Source organism: Winslowiella arboricola (genome assembly GCF_025527015.1).
Lineage (GTDB): Bacteria > Pseudomonadota > Gammaproteobacteria > Enterobacterales > Enterobacteriaceae > Erwinia > Erwinia arboricola.
Window position 1 is genome coordinate 212,587 of record NZ_JAODIM010000040.1, and the last position, 17,537, is coordinate 230,123.

General features: G+C 56.3%; 16 protein-coding genes. 5 read left to right on the plus strand and 11 right to left on the minus strand.

Annotated features, from left to right (window positions below; all coding sequences use genetic code 11):
• Positions 1-17 precede the first annotated feature (17 nt).
• Entirely contained in the window at positions 18-911 is an 894-nt protein-coding gene (gene xerD / locus N5923_RS10835) for a site-specific tyrosine recombinase XerD (RefSeq protein ID WP_267143950.1), read from the minus strand.
• Positions 912-1,017: 106 nt separating this feature from the next.
• Here xerD and fldB point away from each other — a divergent pair, with 106 nt between their 5' ends.
• Positions 1,018-1,536: a flavodoxin FldB gene (gene fldB, locus N5923_RS10840; RefSeq protein WP_267143874.1), complete on the plus strand. Its 519-nt coding sequence runs from the start codon at positions 1,018-1,020 to the stop codon at positions 1,534-1,536.
• 116 nt (positions 1,537-1,652) lie between these two features.
• On the opposite strand, the gene N5923_RS10845 is transcribed toward fldB, so the two are convergent.
• Complete coding sequence (locus N5923_RS10845) at positions 1,653-2,045, minus strand: protein YgfX (protein WP_267143873.1); 393 nt, start codon at positions 2,043-2,045, stop codon at positions 1,653-1,655.
• The gene (gene sdhE, locus N5923_RS10850; RefSeq protein WP_267143872.1) at positions 2,026-2,292 is read right to left on the minus strand and encodes an FAD assembly factor SdhE; all 267 of its coding nucleotides are present in this window, start codon (positions 2,290-2,292) and stop codon (positions 2,026-2,028) included. The genes N5923_RS10845 and sdhE overlap by 20 nt, the downstream gene beginning before the upstream one ends.
• A 230-nt stretch (positions 2,293-2,522) precedes the next feature.
• Between sdhE and ygfZ the strand changes: the two genes are divergently transcribed.
• Positions 2,523-3,503 (plus strand): tRNA-modifying protein YgfZ, encoded by a 981-nt coding sequence (ygfZ, locus tag N5923_RS10855; protein ID WP_267143871.1) that lies wholly within the window; start codon positions 2,523-2,525, stop codon positions 3,501-3,503.
• Positions 3,504-3,545: 42 nt separating this feature from the next.
• On the opposite strand, the gene trhA is transcribed toward ygfZ, so the two are convergent.
• The 5 genes from trhA to gcvT form a co-directional block, all read right to left on the minus strand.
• Entirely contained in the window at positions 3,546-4,199 is a 654-nt protein-coding gene (gene trhA / locus N5923_RS10860; protein WP_267143870.1) for a PAQR family membrane homeostasis protein TrhA, read from the minus strand.
• 113 nt (positions 4,200-4,312) lie between these two features.
• Entirely contained in the window at positions 4,313-5,056 is a 744-nt protein-coding gene (locus tag N5923_RS10865; protein ID WP_267143869.1) for an SDR family oxidoreductase, read from the minus strand.
• A gap of 76 nt (positions 5,057-5,132) precedes the next feature.
• On the minus strand, positions 5,133-8,006 hold the full coding sequence (gene gcvP / locus N5923_RS10870; RefSeq protein ID WP_267143868.1) for an aminomethyl-transferring glycine dehydrogenase: 2,874 nt from the start codon (positions 8,004-8,006) through the stop codon (positions 5,133-5,135).
• Between the two features lie 128 nt (positions 8,007-8,134).
• Positions 8,135-8,521, minus strand: coding sequence for a glycine cleavage system protein GcvH (gene gcvH / locus N5923_RS10875; protein ID WP_267143867.1), 387 nt, complete (start codon positions 8,519-8,521; stop codon positions 8,135-8,137).
• A gap of 30 nt (positions 8,522-8,551) precedes the next feature.
• Positions 8,552-9,649 (minus strand): glycine cleavage system aminomethyltransferase GcvT, encoded by a 1,098-nt coding sequence (gene gcvT / locus N5923_RS10880; protein ID WP_267143866.1) that lies wholly within the window; start codon positions 9,647-9,649, stop codon positions 8,552-8,554.
• A 960-nt stretch (positions 9,650-10,609) separates the two neighbouring features.
• Between gcvT and N5923_RS10885 the strand changes: the two genes are divergently transcribed.
• Genes N5923_RS10885 through N5923_RS10895 form a run of 3 tightly spaced genes read left to right on the plus strand, consistent with a single transcriptional unit; the run spans position 10,610 to position 13,741 of the window.
• A complete protein-coding gene (locus N5923_RS10885; RefSeq protein ID WP_267143865.1) occupies positions 10,610-11,329 on the plus strand; it encodes a hypothetical protein in 720 nt (239 codons plus the stop codon).
• Between the two features lie 21 nt (positions 11,330-11,350).
• On the plus strand, positions 11,351-12,556 hold the full coding sequence (locus tag N5923_RS10890) for a cysteine desulfurase family protein (protein ID WP_267143949.1): 1,206 nt from the start codon (positions 11,351-11,353) through the stop codon (positions 12,554-12,556).
• Between the two features lie 3 nt (positions 12,557-12,559).
• Complete coding sequence (locus N5923_RS10895) at positions 12,560-13,741, plus strand: MFS transporter (protein WP_267143864.1); 1,182 nt, start codon at positions 12,560-12,562, stop codon at positions 13,739-13,741.
• Between the two features lie 78 nt (positions 13,742-13,819).
• Here the strand turns inward: N5923_RS10895 and ubiI are convergent, their stop codons facing one another.
• From ubiI to pepP, 3 genes are read right to left on the minus strand one after another with little or no spacing between them, the layout of a single operon-like run.
• Positions 13,820-15,022 (minus strand): FAD-dependent 2-octaprenylphenol hydroxylase, encoded by a 1,203-nt coding sequence (ubiI, locus tag N5923_RS10900; protein ID WP_267143863.1) that lies wholly within the window; start codon positions 15,020-15,022, stop codon positions 13,820-13,822.
• Between the two features lie 13 nt (positions 15,023-15,035).
• Positions 15,036-16,214 (minus strand): 2-octaprenyl-6-methoxyphenyl hydroxylase, encoded by a 1,179-nt coding sequence (gene ubiH, locus N5923_RS10905; protein WP_267143862.1) that lies wholly within the window; start codon positions 16,212-16,214, stop codon positions 15,036-15,038.
• The gene (gene pepP, locus N5923_RS10910) at positions 16,211-17,482 is read right to left on the minus strand and encodes a Xaa-Pro aminopeptidase (protein ID WP_407704440.1); all 1,272 of its coding nucleotides are present in this window, start codon (positions 17,480-17,482) and stop codon (positions 16,211-16,213) included. The genes ubiH and pepP overlap by 4 nt, the downstream gene beginning before the upstream one ends.
• Positions 17,483-17,537 lie beyond the last annotated feature (55 nt).

Below are 17,537 nucleotides of genomic sequence, written 5' to 3' on the forward strand. Positions count from 1 at the left end.
ACTTTCGCACCGGCGCTTCAGGCGCGCGGATGATGCTTTTGATGTAACTGGCGCAGCCGCTCGGTGGCGACATGCGTGTAAATTTGTGTCGTCGACAGATCGCTGTGGCCTAACAGCATCTGTACGACACGTAAATCAGCGCCGTGGTTCAGCAGATGGGTGGCAAATGCGTGGCGCAGTACGTGCGGCGACAATTTTTCGCTGTCGATAGCCGCCAGCGTCGCATAATACTTAATCCGATGCCAAAAAGTTTGCCGCGTCATATGCTGAGCGCGATTGCTGGGGAACAACACGTCGTTAGTCTGGCCATTCATCAGCCACGGGCGTCCATACTCGATAAACTGCTCAATCCAGTGCACCGCCTCTTCGCCCAGCGGCACCAGACGCTCTTTATTACCTTTTCCGATAACGCGCACCACCCCCTGACGCAGGCTGACGTCGCCGAGATTTAAGCCTACCAGTTCTGAAACGCGAAGTCCGGTGGCGTACAGCAGCTCCAGCATCGCTTTATCACGCAGCTCAATTGGCTGTTCGGTGCCGGGCGCTTGTAACAGGCGCTCAATCTGGGCTTCAGAGAGATCTTTTGGCAAGCGCTGCGGCAGTTTTGGTGACGAGAGCAGTGTACTGGGATCGTCATCGCGCTGCTTTTCGCGGTAGAGATACTGAAACAGCCGCCGCATGGCGCTCAGCAAACGTGCCGAACTGCTGGCTTTATAGCCTCCCTCCAGCCGTTCAGCGAGAAAGGATTGCAGATCTGCCGCGTCGGCGCTTAGCAGCGAGCGCTTATGATGCTGTAACCAGCTGGCCAGCGCCAGCAGATCCAGGCGGTAGGACGCCAGAGTGTTCTGCGCAAGGTTGCGCTCAATCCATAGCGCATCGAGAAATTGCTCGATCAAATCGGTATCTGGCACTGCTGCCTCCAGCGCTTCATAAGTGAGCATTTGTGCTCATTATGCCTGATCCGCGCCCTCTTCTGATACAATCGGCATAATTGCATTAAGAATGAGTTTTCCCCGCATGAAAATTGGCCTTTTTTACGGCTCCAGTACCTGCTACACCGAAATGGCAGCGGAAAAGATGCGTGACTTTATCGGTGAGGAGCTGGTTACGCTGCATAATCTGAAAGATGATGCGCCAGCCCTGATGGAACAGTATGACCTGCTGATTATGGGGATTCCTACCTGGGATTTTGGCGAACTACAGGAAGACTGGGAAGCGATCTGGACCGATATTCCGGCGCTTAATCTGCGCGGCAAAGTGGTGGCGCTGTATGGCATGGGCGATCAGATTGGCTACAGCGAATGGTTCCTTGATGCCCTCGGTATGCTGCATGAACTGCTGACACCGATGGGCGTCACCTTTATCGGCTACTGGCCGCTGGAGGGCTACGAGTTTACCAGTCCAAAACCATTAACCCGCGATGGTAAACAGTTTGTCGGTCTGGCGCTGGATGATGTGAATCAGTATGAAGTCAGCGACGAACGCATCGAACAGTGGTGTGAACAGGTATTGACGGAAATGGCGGAGTTGCTGTGATTCGCCCGGGCGGCGAAAACGCCGCCCCTACGGTGTTTACGTGAGCAGGAGCTTTGCAGGGGAGCCGTTATCGGCTCCCATCCTGACGGCTGGCACGGGCGGCGAGCGCGCCGCCGCTACAGATTAAGGGTCTGCCGCAACTGACGCCAGTCGGCCTCTTCCATGCTGTCACGCACCAGCCACAATTGTTCTCGCTGGCCTTTATTATCCCGTAAACTCAATAAGATGCTCTGCCCAATCCTCCACGGGCGGCGGGTGATATCCCACTCTTGCTGACGCCAGCGCAAGCGCCGTTTATTCAGCAGGGCAACTGCCCCTTCGCGGCGACGAATACGCCGCTGACTACGAACACTCTCCAGCACCACCAGTGTCAGCAGCACGATCCACACCACGGTATAATCCGGTGGCCAGGGCGCCAGTAACAGCAGCAGAATAATCGTCCCATGCAGCAGCAGTGAAACCCACTGCGCCTGCCAGGAAACACGCAGATCAGATTGCCACAGGACCACGTTGCTTATTTCTCAATTGAATCAGTTGTACCATGCGTTTCAGCTCGGCATCGGCGGGTTCGCCATGATTCATCAGCCAGTTAAACAGATCCGGGTCGTCACTCTCCAGCAGCTGAATAAACACCTGCTTATCGCTGTCACTTAACGAGTCATACTCATACTCGAAGAACGGCATAATCGAGATATCCAGTTCACGCATGCCGCGACGGCAGGCCCAGTGAACGCGTGCTCTGTTGTTAATATCCATTTTCCAACCCTCAGTTAGCCAGACATGGCCGCTAGTTTAGCGCTTTTCAGGCAAAGTGCGCGATAAGCAAATTGCTCCGCTGCGGCATATCGCGTAAAGCGCTGGCATAAGATGCAGGGTTAACACGCGTTTTGTGCGTCATCGTCCGAAAACAGGTTGCAAAGCCAGTGTGCTCTTTTAACATGAGAAACATATTGATGGCTTTTGAACCCTCCATTCAGGACATAACTATGCCGACCTTTACATTACCGCCCCGTCAGCCTGTGGCTTCAGCACGTTTGCCGCTGACGCTGATCTCGCTGGAAGATTGGGCGCTGGCGACCGTGCAGGGTCAGGACAGCGTCAGTTATTTGCAGGGCCAGGTGACGCTTGACGTCGCTGCGCTGGCTGCCGGACAGCATCTTCCCTGCGCCCACTGTGATGCCAAAGGAAAAATGTGGAGTAATTTGCGCCTGTTCCATCGCGGTGAAGGTTTTGCTTATATTGAGCGCCGCAGCCTGCGTGATACCCAGATTACCGAACTGAAAAAATATGCGGTGTTTGCCAAAGTCACCATCGTCGCTGACGATGAATCCGTGCTGCTGGGCCTGGCGGGCTTCCAGGCGCGTGGCGCGCTGGCCGGTCTGTTTGAACAACTGCCAGATGCCGAAACGCCAGTAGTGCAGCAAGGCGACAGCACTCTGCTGTGGTTTGCCCATCCCGCCGAACGCTTCCTGCTGGTGACCAGCGCAGCACAGGCGCAGGCCATCCAGCAAAAGCTGGCGGGCGAAGCGCAGTTCAATGACAGCGCCCAATGGCTGGCGCTGAATATTGAAGCCGGTCTGCCGATTATTGACGAGAAAAACAGCGCCCAGTTTATTCCGCAGGCCACAAATCTGCAGGCGCTGGATGCTATCAGCTTTAAAAAAGGCTGTTATACCGGTCAGGAGATGGTGGCGCGCGCCAAGTTTCGCGGCGCCAATAAGCGTGCGCTCTACTGGCTGGCGGGCAGCGCCAGTCGCGTACCGGAAGCGGGTGATTCACTGGAGATTAAACTGGGTGAAAACTGGCGGCGCACCGGCACCATTCTGGCGGCGACTCAGCTGGATAATGGCGATGTCTGGGTGCAGGCGGTACTGAATAACGATCTGGAAGCCGACAGCATTCTGCGGGTACATGGCGATGAAGGCGGACAGTTAGCCATTCAGCCACTGCCTTACGAAATTACCTGAGGCAGGACGGCGGGCGGGACAGCCGTGTCTCGCCCGCAGCGTTTATTTCACATAGAAGTAGATGGCGAGGAAGTGACATAAACTGCCGCCCAGCACAAAACCATGCCAGATAGCGTGGTTGTAGGGGATACGCTCCACCGCGTAGAAAATCACTCCCAGCGTATAGATAATCCCGCCAGCCGCCAGCAACCAGATCCCACCAGGCAACAGTTTCATTGCCAGCTGATAGACCACAATCAGCGACAACCAGCCCATCAGCAGATAGGTGATCAGCGACATCGCCGGAAAGCGGTGCGCGAACAGCAGCTTAAAACCAATCCCGATCAGCGCCAGGCTCCAGATCACCACCATCAGCCAGTGCGCCAGCGGCGATTTCAGCGCAATCAGCAGAAACGGTGTATAGGTGCCGGCAATCAGTACATAGATGGCGCAGTGGTCGAGTTTTTTCAGCCAGAATTTGGCGCGCGGATGCGGAATGGCATGGTAGAGCGTGGAAGCGAGAAACAGCAGGATCATGCTGCCGCCGTAGACACTGTAGCTGGTGATCGCCATCGCCCCGGCTTGCGCATCAATCGCCTGATCAATCAGCAATACCAGCCCCACAATACCGAGGATAAATCCAAGACCATGGCTGATGCTGTTGGCAATCTCTTCAGCCAGGGAATATCCCTGTGCGATCAGCGAGTTATGGGTCATAAACAGAGAATCTCCGCAGCAGTGCAGTAAATTTGTACAAACACAGCGTAACTGAGAATAATTTCAGAGTACACATGTAAGCCAAAATTAAGTGTAACCGCTTCACACACTGTTTAACGCCCGCCCGCCGCATCAATAACTGAGCCGGTAATATATGAGGCTTCATCGCTCAGCAGCCAGACAATGGCGCTGGCGATCTCTTCCGGCTGGCCGCCACGCTGCATCGGGATCGATGACGCTACGCGATTCACCCGATCCGCTTCGCCGCCATCAGCATGCATCCCGGTATAGATCGGCCCTGGACGCACGCCATTCACCCGCACGCCCTGCGCCGCCACTTCCAGCGATAAGCCTCTGGTCAGCGTGTCCATCGCTCCTTTCGACGCGGCATAATCGACATATTCTCCCGGCGAGCCCGTTCGCGCCGCCGCAGAAGAGACATTAACAATCGCCCCGCCTTTACCACCGTGATGCCACGCCATCCGCTTAATCGCCTCGCGACAGCAGATAAAGCTGCCGGTGACATTAGTCGCGAATACCCGGTTAATACGTTCGGCGGTGAGTTGCTCTACGGTTGACTGCTGAAACAGAATACCGGCGTTGTTAACCAGTGCATTCAGCACGCCAGGTTGTTGATCAATGCGCTGAAACATCGCCACGACCTGCGCTTCATCAGCGATATCCGCCTGCACGCTAAAAGCGCTGCCACCGGCCTGCTCAATCAGCTGCACCACCTCTTCCGCCGCATCGGCGCGCCGGTGATAGTTAACCGCTACATGATAGCCACATTGCGCCAGCATCAATGCCGTTGCCCGCCCAATGCCTCGACTGGCGCCGGTTACCAATGCAATTTTCATCTTTTTCTCCCATAAAAAAAGCCGGGCAAGCCCGGCCTGTTGTCTCCCTCACCCGTTAAACGGGGAAAGGGATCGACTACTGATAATCACTTATCGGCACGCAGGAACAGAACAGGTTGCGATCACCGAATACATCATCAAGACGCTTCACCGTCGGCCAGTATTTATTGTCGCTGCCCGCCGGGAATACCGCCAGCTCACGGCTGTAAGGATGTGACCATTCGCCAACAATCTCCATCTGGGTATGCGGAGAGTTCACCAGCGGGTTATCTTCCGCAGGCCACTCGCCATCAGCAACACGATCGATCTCCATACGAATCGACAGCATGGCATCGATAAAGCGATCCAGCTCGATTTTGCTTTCAGATTCAGTCGGTTCCACCATCAGCGTCCCGGCAACCGGGAAGGACATCGTAGGTGCGTGGAAACCATAGTCAATCAAACGTTTAGCAATATCCAGCTCACTGATGCCGGTCTGCTCTTTCAGCGGGCGAATATCCAGAATACATTCGTGCGCCACGCGGCCATCTCGGCCGGTATAGAGAATCGGAAACGCCGACTGCAAACGGCTGGCGATATAATTGGCATTCAGGATCGCCACTGAACTGGCCTGTTTCAGACCTTCGGCGCCCATCATACGGATATACATCCAGCTGATTGGCAGAATTGATGCGCTGCCAAACGGTGCGGCGGAAACCGCGCCCTGCTGCGTCAGCACACCTTCAATCTGCACCACGCTATGACCGGGGATAAAAGGTGCCAGATGCGCTTTGACGCCGATTGGGCCCATACCGGGTCCGCCGCCGCCATGTGGAATACAGAAAGTTTTATGCAGGTTAAGATGCGATACATCAGCGCCGATATAACCCGGCGTAGTGATGCCAACCTGCGCATTCATATTCGCGCCATCGAGATACACCTGGCCGCCAAACTGATGCACGATCTGGCACACTTCGCGAATAGTCTCTTCATATACGCCGTGGGTAGACGGATAGGTGACCATAATGCAGGAGAGTTCTTCGCCCGCCTGTTCCGCTTTCAGACGCAGATCGTGCAGGTCGATATTACCCTGCTTATCGCACGCCACTACCACCACCGCCATACCTGCCATCTGCGCTGACGCCGGGTTCGTGCCATGCGCTGAGCTGGGGATCAGACAGATATTACGACCCGCTTCGTTGCGGCTTTCGTGATAACGACGAATCGCCAGCAGACCGGCATATTCGCCCTGCGCGCCAGAGTTTGGCTGCATGCACAGCGCGTCATAGCCGGTCAGCTGAACCAGCCACTGTGACAGCTGACCAATCATCTGCAGATAACCGGTGGCCTGATCTGCCGGGCAGAACGGATGTAATCCGGCAAATTCTGGCCAGGTGATCGGGATCATTTCCGCCGCCGCATTCAGCTTCATGGTGCATGAGCCGAGTGGGATCATCGCCTGATTCAGCGCCAGATCTTTACGCTCCAGGCTGTGCATATAACGCATCATCTCAGTTTCACTGTGATGACGGTTAAACACCGGATGGGTCAGGATCGCATCCTGGCGCAGCAAATCGGCCGGGATCGACTGGCTGTCAGCGGCAACCTGCGCATCTAACCGATCGATATCCACACCATGATTTTCGCCAAGCAGAATCGACAGCAGCGCCGCGACATCTTCACGCGTGGTGGTTTCATCCAGCGTGATACCCACCGCATGGTGGATATCGGTACGCAGGTTAGCGCCGAAACTCAGTGCGCGCACCAGCACTGCCGCTTTGTCGGCCACCTCAACGGTTAAGGTATCGAACCAGCTGGTGTGACGCAGCGTCAGACCGCCCTGCTTCAGGCCGGCAGCCAGAATATCGGTCAGGCGATGAATACGACCGGCAATGCGTTTCAGTCCGATCGGGCCATGATAAACCGCGTACAGACTGGCGATATTCGCCAGCAGCACCTGTGAAGTACAGATGTTGGAGTTGGCTTTCTCACGACGGATATGCTGTTCACGGGTCTGCATCGCCATACGCAGCGCGGTATTACCGGCCGCATCACGCGATACGCCGATAATACGGCCTGGCATCGAACGCTTGTGTTCATCGCGGGCGGCAAAGAAAGCCGCATGCGGTCCGCCGTAACCCATTGGCACGCCGAAACGTTGCGCAGAGCCAAAGACAATATCCGCACCCTGTTTGCCCGGCGCTTCCAGCAGCAGCAGCGACATAAAGTCAGCGGCCACGCTGACCACTACTTTGCGACTTTTTAATTCGCTAATCAGCTGACGATAATCGTGGGCTTCACCGGTAGTGCCAACCTGCTGTAACAGCACGCCAAACAGATCCTGGTGATCCAGCGCTTTATCAGCTTTATCCACCAGCACCTCAAAACCAAAAGTTTCTGCGCGGGTACGCACCACATCCAGGGTTTGCGGATGAATATCATCAGCGACAAAGAATTTATTGGCGTTTTTCAGCTTGCTGACGCGTTTGGCCATCGCCATCGCTTCCGCCGCGGCGGTGGCTTCATCCAGCAGCGAAGCGGAGGCGATATCCAGCCCGGTCAGATCCAGCGTCACCTGCTGGAAATTCAGCAGCGCTTCCAGACGGCCCTGCGAAACTTCCGGCTGATACGGGGTATAAGCGGTGTACCAGCCCGGGTTTTCCAGCATATTGCGCAGGATCACCGGCGGCGTCAGCACCGGGGCATAGCCCATGCCGATATAGGATTTATACAGCTGGTTCTGACTGGCAATCGCTTTCAGCTCAGCCAGCGCCTGATGTTCAGTCAGTGCGTCACCGATCGCCGGAGGGCTGGGTAACTGAATGTCGGCGGGCACAATCGAGGCAATCAGTTCGGCAACGGAAGCCGCGCCCACCGCGGCCAGCATCGCATCCTGCTGTTCCTGTGAGGGGCCAATATGGCGCTCGATAAACGCACCGGTGTGTTCAAGCTGGCTGAGAGTCTGAGTCATTAGCGGTAAATCCTGCATCGGGCATAGATAAAAAGGATCTCCTCCCGCGTGATGTCGGGAGGGTCAGGGAGGGGAAAACCTGCTCCCCCATCCCGGCCTTCCCCCGTTAAACGGAGGAAGGAGAGTGACTATTCGTCAATTGAGGCTTTATAAGCATCCGCATCCAGCATTGAATCCAGTTCAGATTCATCGCTGGCTTTGATCTTAAATAACCAGCCGTCGCTGTAAGGATCGCTGTTCACCAGCTCCGGATTCGCTTCCAGCTCGCTGTTGACGGCAAGGATCTCACCACTCAGCGGCGCATAGATATCCGAGGCCGCTTTGACCGATTCGGCAACCGCGCAGTCATCACCGGCGGCAAACGTCGCGCCGACTTCCGGCAGGTCAACAAAGACCATATCGCCCAGCAGTTCCTGTGCGTGCTCGGTGATGCCGACGGTGTAGCTGCCGTCCGCTTCTTTACGCACCCACTCATGACTGTCACGGTACTTCAGTTCACCTGGTACATTGCTCATCGCCACTCTCTCCAGAAAAAAATAAACGGGTTATTTAGCGACCGGCTTACCGGAGCGCACAAAAACAGGTTTGGTGACCTGCACCGGCATTTCGCGGTTGCGGATCTGTACAATGGCTTTATCGCCAATCGCTGCCGGCACGCGCGCCAGCGCGATGCTGCAACCTAAGGTCGGGGAAAAGGATCCGCTGGTAATAATGCCTTCATGCAGATTGCCCGCAGCATCGCTGAAGCGAACCGGCAATTCATTACGCAGCACGCCCTTCTCCGTCATAATTAAGCCCACCAGCTTATCGGTGCCTCTTTCACGCTGGCTTTCCAGCGCTTCACGGCCAATAAAATCGCGGTCGGCAGGTTCCCAGCTGATGGTCCAGCCCATATTGGCCGCCAGTGGGGAGACGCTTTCATCCATCTCCTGTCCATACAGATTCATACCCGCTTCAAGACGCAGTGTATCGCGCGCGCCCAGACCTGCAGGTTTAACGCCTGCCGCCACCAGCTGCTGCCAGAAATCAGCGGCCTGCTCTACCGGTAGCGCAATTTCATAGCCCGCTTCGCCGGTATAGCCGGTGGTGGCGATAAACAGTTCACCTGCCTGTACGCCGAAGAACGGCTTCATACCGGCTACCGCCTGGCGCTGAGCATCATCAAACAGGCTTTGTGCTTTTTGCTGGGCATTTGGTCCCTGCACAGCGATTAACGCCAGGTCGTCACGCTCGGTCAGCTGTACGCCATAATCAGTGGCGTGCTGGCCGATCCAGGCCAGATCTTTTTCACGCGTGGCGGAATTCACCACCAGACGGAAAAACTCCTCGGTCATAAAGTAAACAATCAGATCGTCGATTACGCCACCGGATGCATTTAACATTCCGCTATACAGGGCTTTGCCAGGGGTGGTGAGTTTAGCGACGTCGTTGGCCAGCAGATAGCGCAGGAATTCACGGCTGCGCGCGCCATGCAGATCGACAATGGTCATATGCGAAACATCGAACATACCGGCATCGCTGCGTACCGCATGATGCTCATCCATCTGCGAACCGTAATGCAGCGGCATCATCCAGCCATGGAAATCCACCATGCGGGCGCCACAGGCCTGATGCTGTTCGAATAAAGGAGTCTGCTGAGTCATATCTATCCTATGCATAAGCGAGTTGTTCACAGATTCGCGCTCCATACCGGCAAAACGGTGCGACGCAAACGTTACCTTTGTCCTGAAGTTACCACCGAATGCAGGGATTAACCATAAGCTATACGAGGGCGAATCGTGGTTGCACAATAACGATGCGCGCCGATTCTGCAGAGTTTTCCACTGAAAAACTGCGCCGTAAGGCACACAATTCACAACTGTAAGTCATTAATGCAGATTAATAAGCAGAGTTGTGAGCGCAGAGGATAAAAAATGACTTTTGCGACAGGCATTATGCATGAGAAAATATAATGCGAATCAGGGGGTAAAATTAGAATATTTCAAATATGCACCAAAACAGGGCGAAAGCTTTATTGAGGGTGGTAAAAACCCGACACTGCCATCTCGACCACGGTGCTGATTGCTGAGTCGCCGCTGCCATCATCATCGGCACCCCTCTGAAGCGCGAATGCTTCCCCCCGACAGCAACAGGTGCAGGCCTGTCACGGGCAATCGTAACAGTGTGACCCGGCATCGATTTACTGGTCACGATGACAGGCAGCTCTCTGTGGCTACTGACATAAGAATATGCTTACCCCACACCGGTATATTGATGTTCCGGTGGTGGGATCTCTGTTGCCGCGGCCCAGGCAAATCCCGCTGATGCCCGGCTCTCTTTACACGATTGTGAAAGGAGAAAAACATAAAAAATAGCCACTTCATTAGAAACGGGATGAGTGTCAAATAAATTACATAAAAGGCATCTTCCACACTTTACTTGCATCATTTTATCGGAGAAATATATTTCCGCACTGTCCGGCTTCGCATCGTTAACAGGTTCTGCCAGTGGCTTTTCCGAGCCTCAGCACACTCAGTTCTAAGCTCATCCCTTCAGCGATGTCTGGCGAATGTACAGTGCTGCTTGCAGTCTGTGCGTCATCACGAATAAGGAAATTCATCATCATGGATCAGCAGGATAATGACATCAGTATACTGGCGGGGAACTCCCGCGTTTCCCGGAATAATAATGGCGAGATTATTGTTCAGGCACAGCTGAACGCTTTTGACGCGGCGCTGCGTTTTACCCGACAATGCGTTGATAACGGAAAGCCGCTGCCAAGGCTTTCTGTGGCGTTTGACCACCACGGCATCTTCCGTCTTCAGTTTCTGGATGAAAATCTCTCTAACTCGCAAAAGCGGCGTCCGCGCCTGAACCATCTTCATCCGTCAATACGGTGCATCTATCAACCTGTAGCGGAAAAATACCGAATTGCGCTCAGTGATATACATGCGATCCACGAAGACTCCGCACGGCAGCATCTTGCTCACACCATCGCCAGCGGAGACATCCCCGAAAGACTTATTCGCAGGATGCTGACCGGCTCTCCAGCCCCGAACTTCAGCGACAATCATGAGGTGTCGGGACAAAAACTCACCTGCGCTGCCATCACCAAGGAATATTTTGAGCGGGCCAGCGGCGACCATCAGCATCCGAACACGCTACTGGAGGTGTTCTTTGAAAACAGCGACTGGTCCGAAAGCCTGGCCTATGTGCGCGGACTTCAGCTAAGTCACCTTCTGGGCGTCCAGGCAGCCATCAGACTGAATCTGGTTAATGCGGCCGGTGAGGTGAGCCACGGCGAGCAGATTGCTCCACGGCTCTCACCCGGACAGGAAGCCTGACTTATGATGGAGGAAGCTATAATGCACAGTCAGCACCGCCCGATATACCTAGATAACAACGCGACAACAGCACTAGATCCTGGGGTTCTGCAGGCCATGATGCCCTACCTGACCCACGCTTACGGTAACGCCGCCAGCAGCAGCCATACCTTCGGCTGGGAAGCGAGCAAGGCCGTTGAGCAAGCCAGAGCCATGATTGCTATTGCCATCAATGCAGCCAGCCCGGTCGATATTATCTTCACGTCCGGCGCAACAGAATCCATCAATCTGGCACTTTCAGGTCTTCAGCCGCGGCAGGGGAAAAGGAAAGGGCACATCATCACCTCAATGATCGAACACAAAGCGGTGTTAGACTCCTGTACCCGGCTCGTCGACGCGGGAACCTCGGTGACTTATTTGCCACCGCAGCATAACGGGATTGTTTCGCCGGACGCGTTGTTACGCGCCATCACCGCCGACACACGCCTGGTTTCAATCATGGCCGCCAATAATGAGACCGGCACACTGCAACGGATCGAGGAGATCGGTGCGATTTGCCAGGATAAAGGTGTGCTGTTTCATACCGATGCTACTCAGGCATTCGGCAAAGTCGCCTTTGATGTACGGCGCATGAATATCAGCCTGGCATCCTTCTCCGCCCATAAAATTTATGGCCCGATGGGCGTCGGTGCGCTTTATGTCAACACGACCGATCCTCGTCTGACCCTGTCCCCGCTGATTGTTGGCGGGGGACATGAGCGCGGGCTGCGTTCGGGCACCCTTAACGTCCCGGCGATTGTCGGCTTCGGCCATGCAACGGAACTGGCGATGGAAAACCTGCCCGCAGAGTCGGCCAGAGTCTGTGAGCTGCGAAATATACTGCGCCAGTCTCTGCTCAGCACCGTGCCGGATATCCGCATAAATGGCCACCTCACCGAATGTTTACCTGGCGTGCTCAACGTCTCCTTCGCTGGCGTGGACGCCGGGTCGCTATTGCTCGAACTGCCTGACATTGCGCTGTCATCGGGATCGGCCTGCACTTCTGCGCGACAGGATCCGTCACACGTGCTCCTCGCCATCGGGGCCAGCGACGCGGAAATCCGCGCCAGCGTGCGCATCGGGCTGGGCAGATTTAACAACGAGAATGAAATACGTTACGTCAGCCACCGGCTGGCTGAGGCGGTGAAAATGCTGCGATCGATGGCACCCGGCTCATTCAGTGTGCCGGCAAACAACAGGGAAGTCTGACCTATGCGACACACATCAGCGCCGTATATCCTGCTGGGCACGCTGTTAACCGCCGGCGGATACGGAGCCACTTTTCTGATCTCCGCCTGGTTTAGGGCACAGGGCGGCAGCGATATCGATGCTGGCAATACTCTCAGCATGGCGCTGGCGGGTACCCTGACTGGCGTCCCCGTTGTCGGATGGTTCGCCGGAAAAATTGACGCCGCGCGTCTGGCTGCCCTCGCGGCCCTGACGCTTGCCTGCGGTTACGCCCTGCTGGGCAATCTGCGCGGCATTGACCCTGTTTACCTTCCCCGACTGGCCACGCTGCTAATTGGTCTCGGCTGGGGTATGTTCTATCTCGCGGCGCCGCTGGCTTTGTCTGAACGTCTCACTGATGCGGAGCGGGGACCCGGTTTCACCCGCTTCAGTGCTTTCCAGATGACCGGTATTTGCAGCAGCCCCGTTCTGCTCACCGCGCTGATGGGACAGGGTGGATTGCCTCTCCAGACCACCTTTTTGTGGGTCGCCGGCATGGGGCTTGTCGCCGCGCTCCTGTTGGGCATATTTGGTGTCAGGGAGCCACGGGGCCGGACAGAAGTATTACTTCGTCCCTGGGCAGGTAAAATCACCACGCTTAGCAAAAGCAGCGTTATCCGCCCTATTGTGATGGTCGGACTGGGTGGTGCGGTCTTTTCCGGCATGATGGCGTTCCAGAGCTCACTCACCGAAGGAACCCGGGCCAGTGCCAGCACCTTCTTTGCTGTACATGCCGCCACCGCGGTGGTGTCACGATTAACCCTGGCGCGTCGCCTGTCGGTCTGGCCACGAACGCCGCTGGTTATCGTGTTGCTGGGGAGTCTGATTGCCGGGCTGGTGTGCCTGCTGGGGATACCGGTGCATCCGGCATTCCAGATTGTCGCCGCCATCCTGACGGGCGCTGGCTATGGTCTGCTGTATCCGGTTATTCAGACCTGGGCGGTCAATGATTCGCAGCAGGAAGACCGCCATGCCGCCCTGACCTGGTTTGTGGTGGCTTACTTTGTCGGGATATTCGGCTTTCCGGCCTTTGGGGGATGGCTGCTGGTGAGCGCCGGCAAGGCAGGGTTTGTCTGGGCGCTGGTTGCCCTGGCCACGCTGGAGCTGGCGATGGCGGTGACAGGAAAAACGCAAACCGCCCGGCGAGCCGCACCGCTTCCGAAGTGAATCACCGTAGCTACAGTGCACACAGACTGGAGCCGAAAACGGCTCCAGTCTGTGTTTCAGATGCCGCGAAGCAGGCTGCTATTTCAGCCAGTCGGGCAGATCGTTTAACCCCATCGCCTGCTTCAGCAAACGCGGTTTTACCCCTGGCAAGGTATCCGCCAGTTTCAGACCGACATCACGCAGTAACTTCTTCGCCGGATTGTTGCCCGCAAACAGTTCACGAAAGCCCTGCATGCCCGCCAGCATTAACGCCGCGCTATGTTTACGGCTGCGCTCATAGCGACGCAGATAGAGATGCTGACCAATATCTTTACCCTGCTGATGCAGACGTTTAATCTCGCCAATCAGTTCGGCGGCATCCATAAAGCCCAGGTTAACGCCCTGCCCGGCCAGCGGATGTACGGTATGCGCGGCATCGCCCACCAGCGCCAGACGATGCGCGGCAAAATTACGCGCATAACGTCCCACTAACGGGAACGTCTGACGTTCGCCTTCTGCCTGACACAATCCCATACGCATATCGAAAGCGACCGACAGCTGCTGGTTGAACAGTTCGGCAGGCATCGATTGCAGACGGCTGGCTTCCTGTGGCGACACCGACCAGACAATCGAGCACAGATGCGGATCGCTGAGCGGCAGAAAAGCGAGAATACCGTCGCCATGAAACACCTGACGCGCCACCGCATCATGCGGCTGCTCAGTGCGAATATTCGCCACCAGCGCATGGTGCTGATAATCCCAGAAGGTTAACGGGATATCGGCCTTATTACGCAGCCAGGAGTTCGCGCCGTCCGCAGCAATCAGCAGGCGCGCGCTCATCATATTGCCATCCTGCAGGGTAACAAACGCTTCGTTGTCACCAAACGCCACCTGCTGCAGCTGAGCGGGAGCAATCAGTGTAATATCACTGAGCTGGCTGGCTTTCTGCCACAACGCCTGGTGAATTACCTGATTTTCAATAATATGTCCAAGGTGCGACATGCCCTGCTGCTCATCATCAAAGGCGATCTGACCAAAGCTGTCGCGATCCCACACCTGCATGCCGTGATACGGGCTGGCGCGCAGGGCGAGGATCGCCGACCAGACGTCAAGATGCTGTAACAGCCGCTCGCTGGCGGCGTTAATCGCCGATACGCGCAGTCCCGGCGCGGCATCGGCAGCCATCTCCTGCGGCGGCGATTTTTCCAGTACCGCTACCCGCAGTCCGCTGCCCTGCAAGCCGCAAGCCACCGCCAGGCCAACCATCCCGCCGCCGGCGATCACTACGTCAAAAGTTTGCATTTAAATCCTCTTATCAACGCTTTACCCAACCGAGCGTACGCTCGGCCAGCATATTGCGCATCAGCGGTAAATTGTCCATGGCCATCAGGCCGAGATTACGCCCTACCACCAACGGCTTATAGCGGTTGGCAAACAGGCGCACAAGGCCGTCGGTAATGCCGACGGTGGCCTGCCTGTCGGGCTGACGGCGTTGTTGATAATGGTGCAGCACGGCAAAACTGCCGGGATCCTGCTGATGACGTTCGGCGGTGGCCAGGGTTTCCGCCAGCGACATCACATCGCGCAGACCGAGATTAAAGCCCTGCCCGGCAATCGGATGCAGCGTTTGCGCCGCATTGCCCACCAGCGCCAGACGATGGCTGGTGTTCTGGCTCGCGGTTTGCAGCGCCAGCGGATAACTGATCCGCTGCCCCACTTGCGTAAATTTGCCCAGTCGCCAGCCAAAGGCCCTTTGCAGCTGGCTTAAAAATTCGTCGTCACTCCAGCTATCGACCCGCGCTTTATCTTCCAGCGGGTGACACCACACCAGCGAGCAGCGGTTAGCAGACATCGGCAATACCGCCAGCGGCCCGTAGCGGGTAAAACGCTCAAAGGCGCGGCCATTATGCGGCAACTGCGTCGATACGTTGGCGATTACCGCCAGCTGGCGGTAATTTTCCGTTTGCCACTGGATGCCGCATGACGCCGCCACGCCGGAGCGCGAACCATCTGCCGCCACCAGTAGTTGTCCGTTCAGCTGTTCGCCACTGTCGAGGGTCACCGTCACCTGCTGCCGGGTGCGCGACACGGCGGTCACCGCCGCCGGACAGCGCAGCGTCACGCCAGGCGCCTGCTGCAGCATGCTGAACAATCGCTGGCCGACATCGTGCAGCTCTACCACCTGGCCGAGGGCGGAGACCGCGTAGTCCTGCGCCTCCAGCGAGACAAATCCCAGATGTCCGCGATCGCTGACATGGACATGAGTGATCGGAGTGGCGCACTGTTGCAGGAGCGGCCAGATATTAATCGCCGCCAGCTGCTGGCAGGTGCCTTCGGCCAGCGCAATCGCCCGGCCATCATAACCGGGGTGATCGCGATCGCCCGGCGCGGTGGCTTCAATCAGCGTCACCGGTAACCTGCCCTGCGAAAGCTGTGAGATCGCCAGCGCCAGCGTCGCGCCGGTCATTCCGCCACCTGCGATAATTATGCTCATAACGCTTTAGCTGCCGCCATTAGTGCTTCAATATCATCGGCATCTTTCACCACGCTGTCGGTAAGGTTTTCATTACCCTCAGCGGTGATCACAATGTCGTCTTCAATACGAATTCCGATGCCGCGATATTCGGCAGGCACATCGGCATCCGGCGCGATATACAAACCCGGCTCGATGGTCAGCACCATGCCTGGCTGCAGAATACGGCCACGATCGACGGTGCCGTAATCGCCGACATCATGCACATCAAGACCCAGCCAGTGGCTGAGACCGTGCATAAAGAACTGGCGATGCGCCGCATCGGCAATCAGCTGATCGATATCGCCCTTCATCACGCCAAGTTTAACCAGGCCAGTGACCATAATACGCACGACTTCCTGATTAACATCGCGGATACTGACGCCGGGCGCAAACAGCTCCAGCGAACGGGTTAACGAGGCCAGCACAATGTCGTAGATAGCGCGCTGCGGCGCACTGAATTTGCCATTGACCGGGAAAGTGCGGGTGATATCGCCAGCATAGCCGTGGAACTCACAACCGGCGTCAATCAGCACCAGCTCGCCGTCACGCAGCGGTGATTCATTTTCGGTATAGTGCAAAATGCAGCCGTTTTCGCCGCCGCCAACAATGGTGCTGTAAGAGGGAAAGCGCGCGCCGTGACGGTTAAACTCATGCAGAATTTCACCTTCCAGCTGATATTCATACATCCCCGGACGACACTGCTGCATCGCGCGGGTATGGGCCAGCGCGCTGATTTTCCCGGCCTGGCGCAGAATTTCAATCTCTTCCGCGGATTTAAACAGGCGCATCTCATGCACCCATGGACGCCAGTCAACCAGCGTATCCGGCGCACGTAAATTCTGGCGGAAACCGCGGCGCAGTTTATCCAGCGCGCTAAACAGGATGCTGTCCGCCGCCGCATATTCACCCTGGGCGTGATACACCACATCCAGGCCATTCAGCAGCAAATGCAGCTGCTGCTGGAGATCGTCATACGGCAGCGCGCGGTCGACACCCAGTTTTTCCGGCGCCGCTTCCTGACCGAGACGACGGCCAAACCAGATCTCCGCCGTCTTGTCACGTACACGGTTAAACAGCACGCTGTGGCTGTGCGTTTCATCGCTTTTAATCAGCACCAGCACCGCTTCCGGCTCGTTAAAGCCGGTGAAGTACCAGAAATCGCTGTTCTGGCGATACGGATACTCACTGTCTGCATTGCGCGTTGCTTCAGGCGCAGCAAAAATTACCGCCGCACTGGCCGGAGCCATTTTGGCTAACAGTGCCTGGCGGCGCTGTAAAAACGCTGAAAGATTCACCACAATA

Excerpts from the sequence above, each read along its gene's own strand:
- ubiH (WP_267143862.1), bottom strand. The coding sequence starts at position 16,214 with ATGAGCATAATTATCGCAGGTGGCGGAATGACCGGCGCGACGCTGGCG.
- sdhE (WP_267143872.1), bottom strand. The coding sequence starts at position 2,292 with ATGGATATTAACAACAGAGCACGCGTTCACTGGGCCTGCCGTCGCGGC.
- ygfZ (WP_267143871.1), top strand. The coding sequence starts at position 2,523 with ATGCCGACCTTTACATTACCGCCCCGTCAGCCTGTGGCTTCAGCACGT.
- N5923_RS10895 (WP_267143864.1), top strand. The coding sequence starts at position 12,560 with ATGCGACACACATCAGCGCCGTATATCCTGCTGGGCACGCTGTTAACC.
- N5923_RS10865 (WP_267143869.1), bottom strand. The coding sequence starts at position 5,056 with ATGAAAATTGCATTGGTAACCGGCGCCAGTCGAGGCATTGGGCGGGCA.
- fldB (WP_267143874.1), top strand. The coding sequence starts at position 1,018 with ATGAAAATTGGCCTTTTTTACGGCTCCAGTACCTGCTACACCGAAATG.
- N5923_RS10885 (WP_267143865.1), top strand. The coding sequence starts at position 10,610 with ATGGATCAGCAGGATAATGACATCAGTATACTGGCGGGGAACTCCCGC.
- ubiI (WP_267143863.1), bottom strand. The coding sequence starts at position 15,022 with ATGCAAACTTTTGACGTAGTGATCGCCGGCGGCGGGATGGTTGGCCTG.
- pepP (WP_407704440.1), bottom strand. The coding sequence starts at position 17,482 with ATGGCTCCGGCCAGTGCGGCGGTAATTTTTGCTGCGCCTGAAGCAACG.
- gcvH (WP_267143867.1), bottom strand. The coding sequence starts at position 8,521 with ATGAGCAATGTACCAGGTGAACTGAAGTACCGTGACAGTCATGAGTGG.
- gcvT (WP_267143866.1), bottom strand. The coding sequence starts at position 9,649 with ATGACTCAGCAGACTCCTTTATTCGAACAGCATCAGGCCTGTGGCGCC.
- gcvP (WP_267143868.1), bottom strand. The coding sequence starts at position 8,006 with ATGACTCAGACTCTCAGCCAGCTTGAACACACCGGTGCGTTTATCGAG.
- trhA (WP_267143870.1), bottom strand. The coding sequence starts at position 4,199 with ATGACCCATAACTCGCTGATCGCACAGGGATATTCCCTGGCTGAAGAG.
- N5923_RS10890 (WP_267143949.1), top strand. The coding sequence starts at position 11,351 with ATGCACAGTCAGCACCGCCCGATATACCTAGATAACAACGCGACAACA.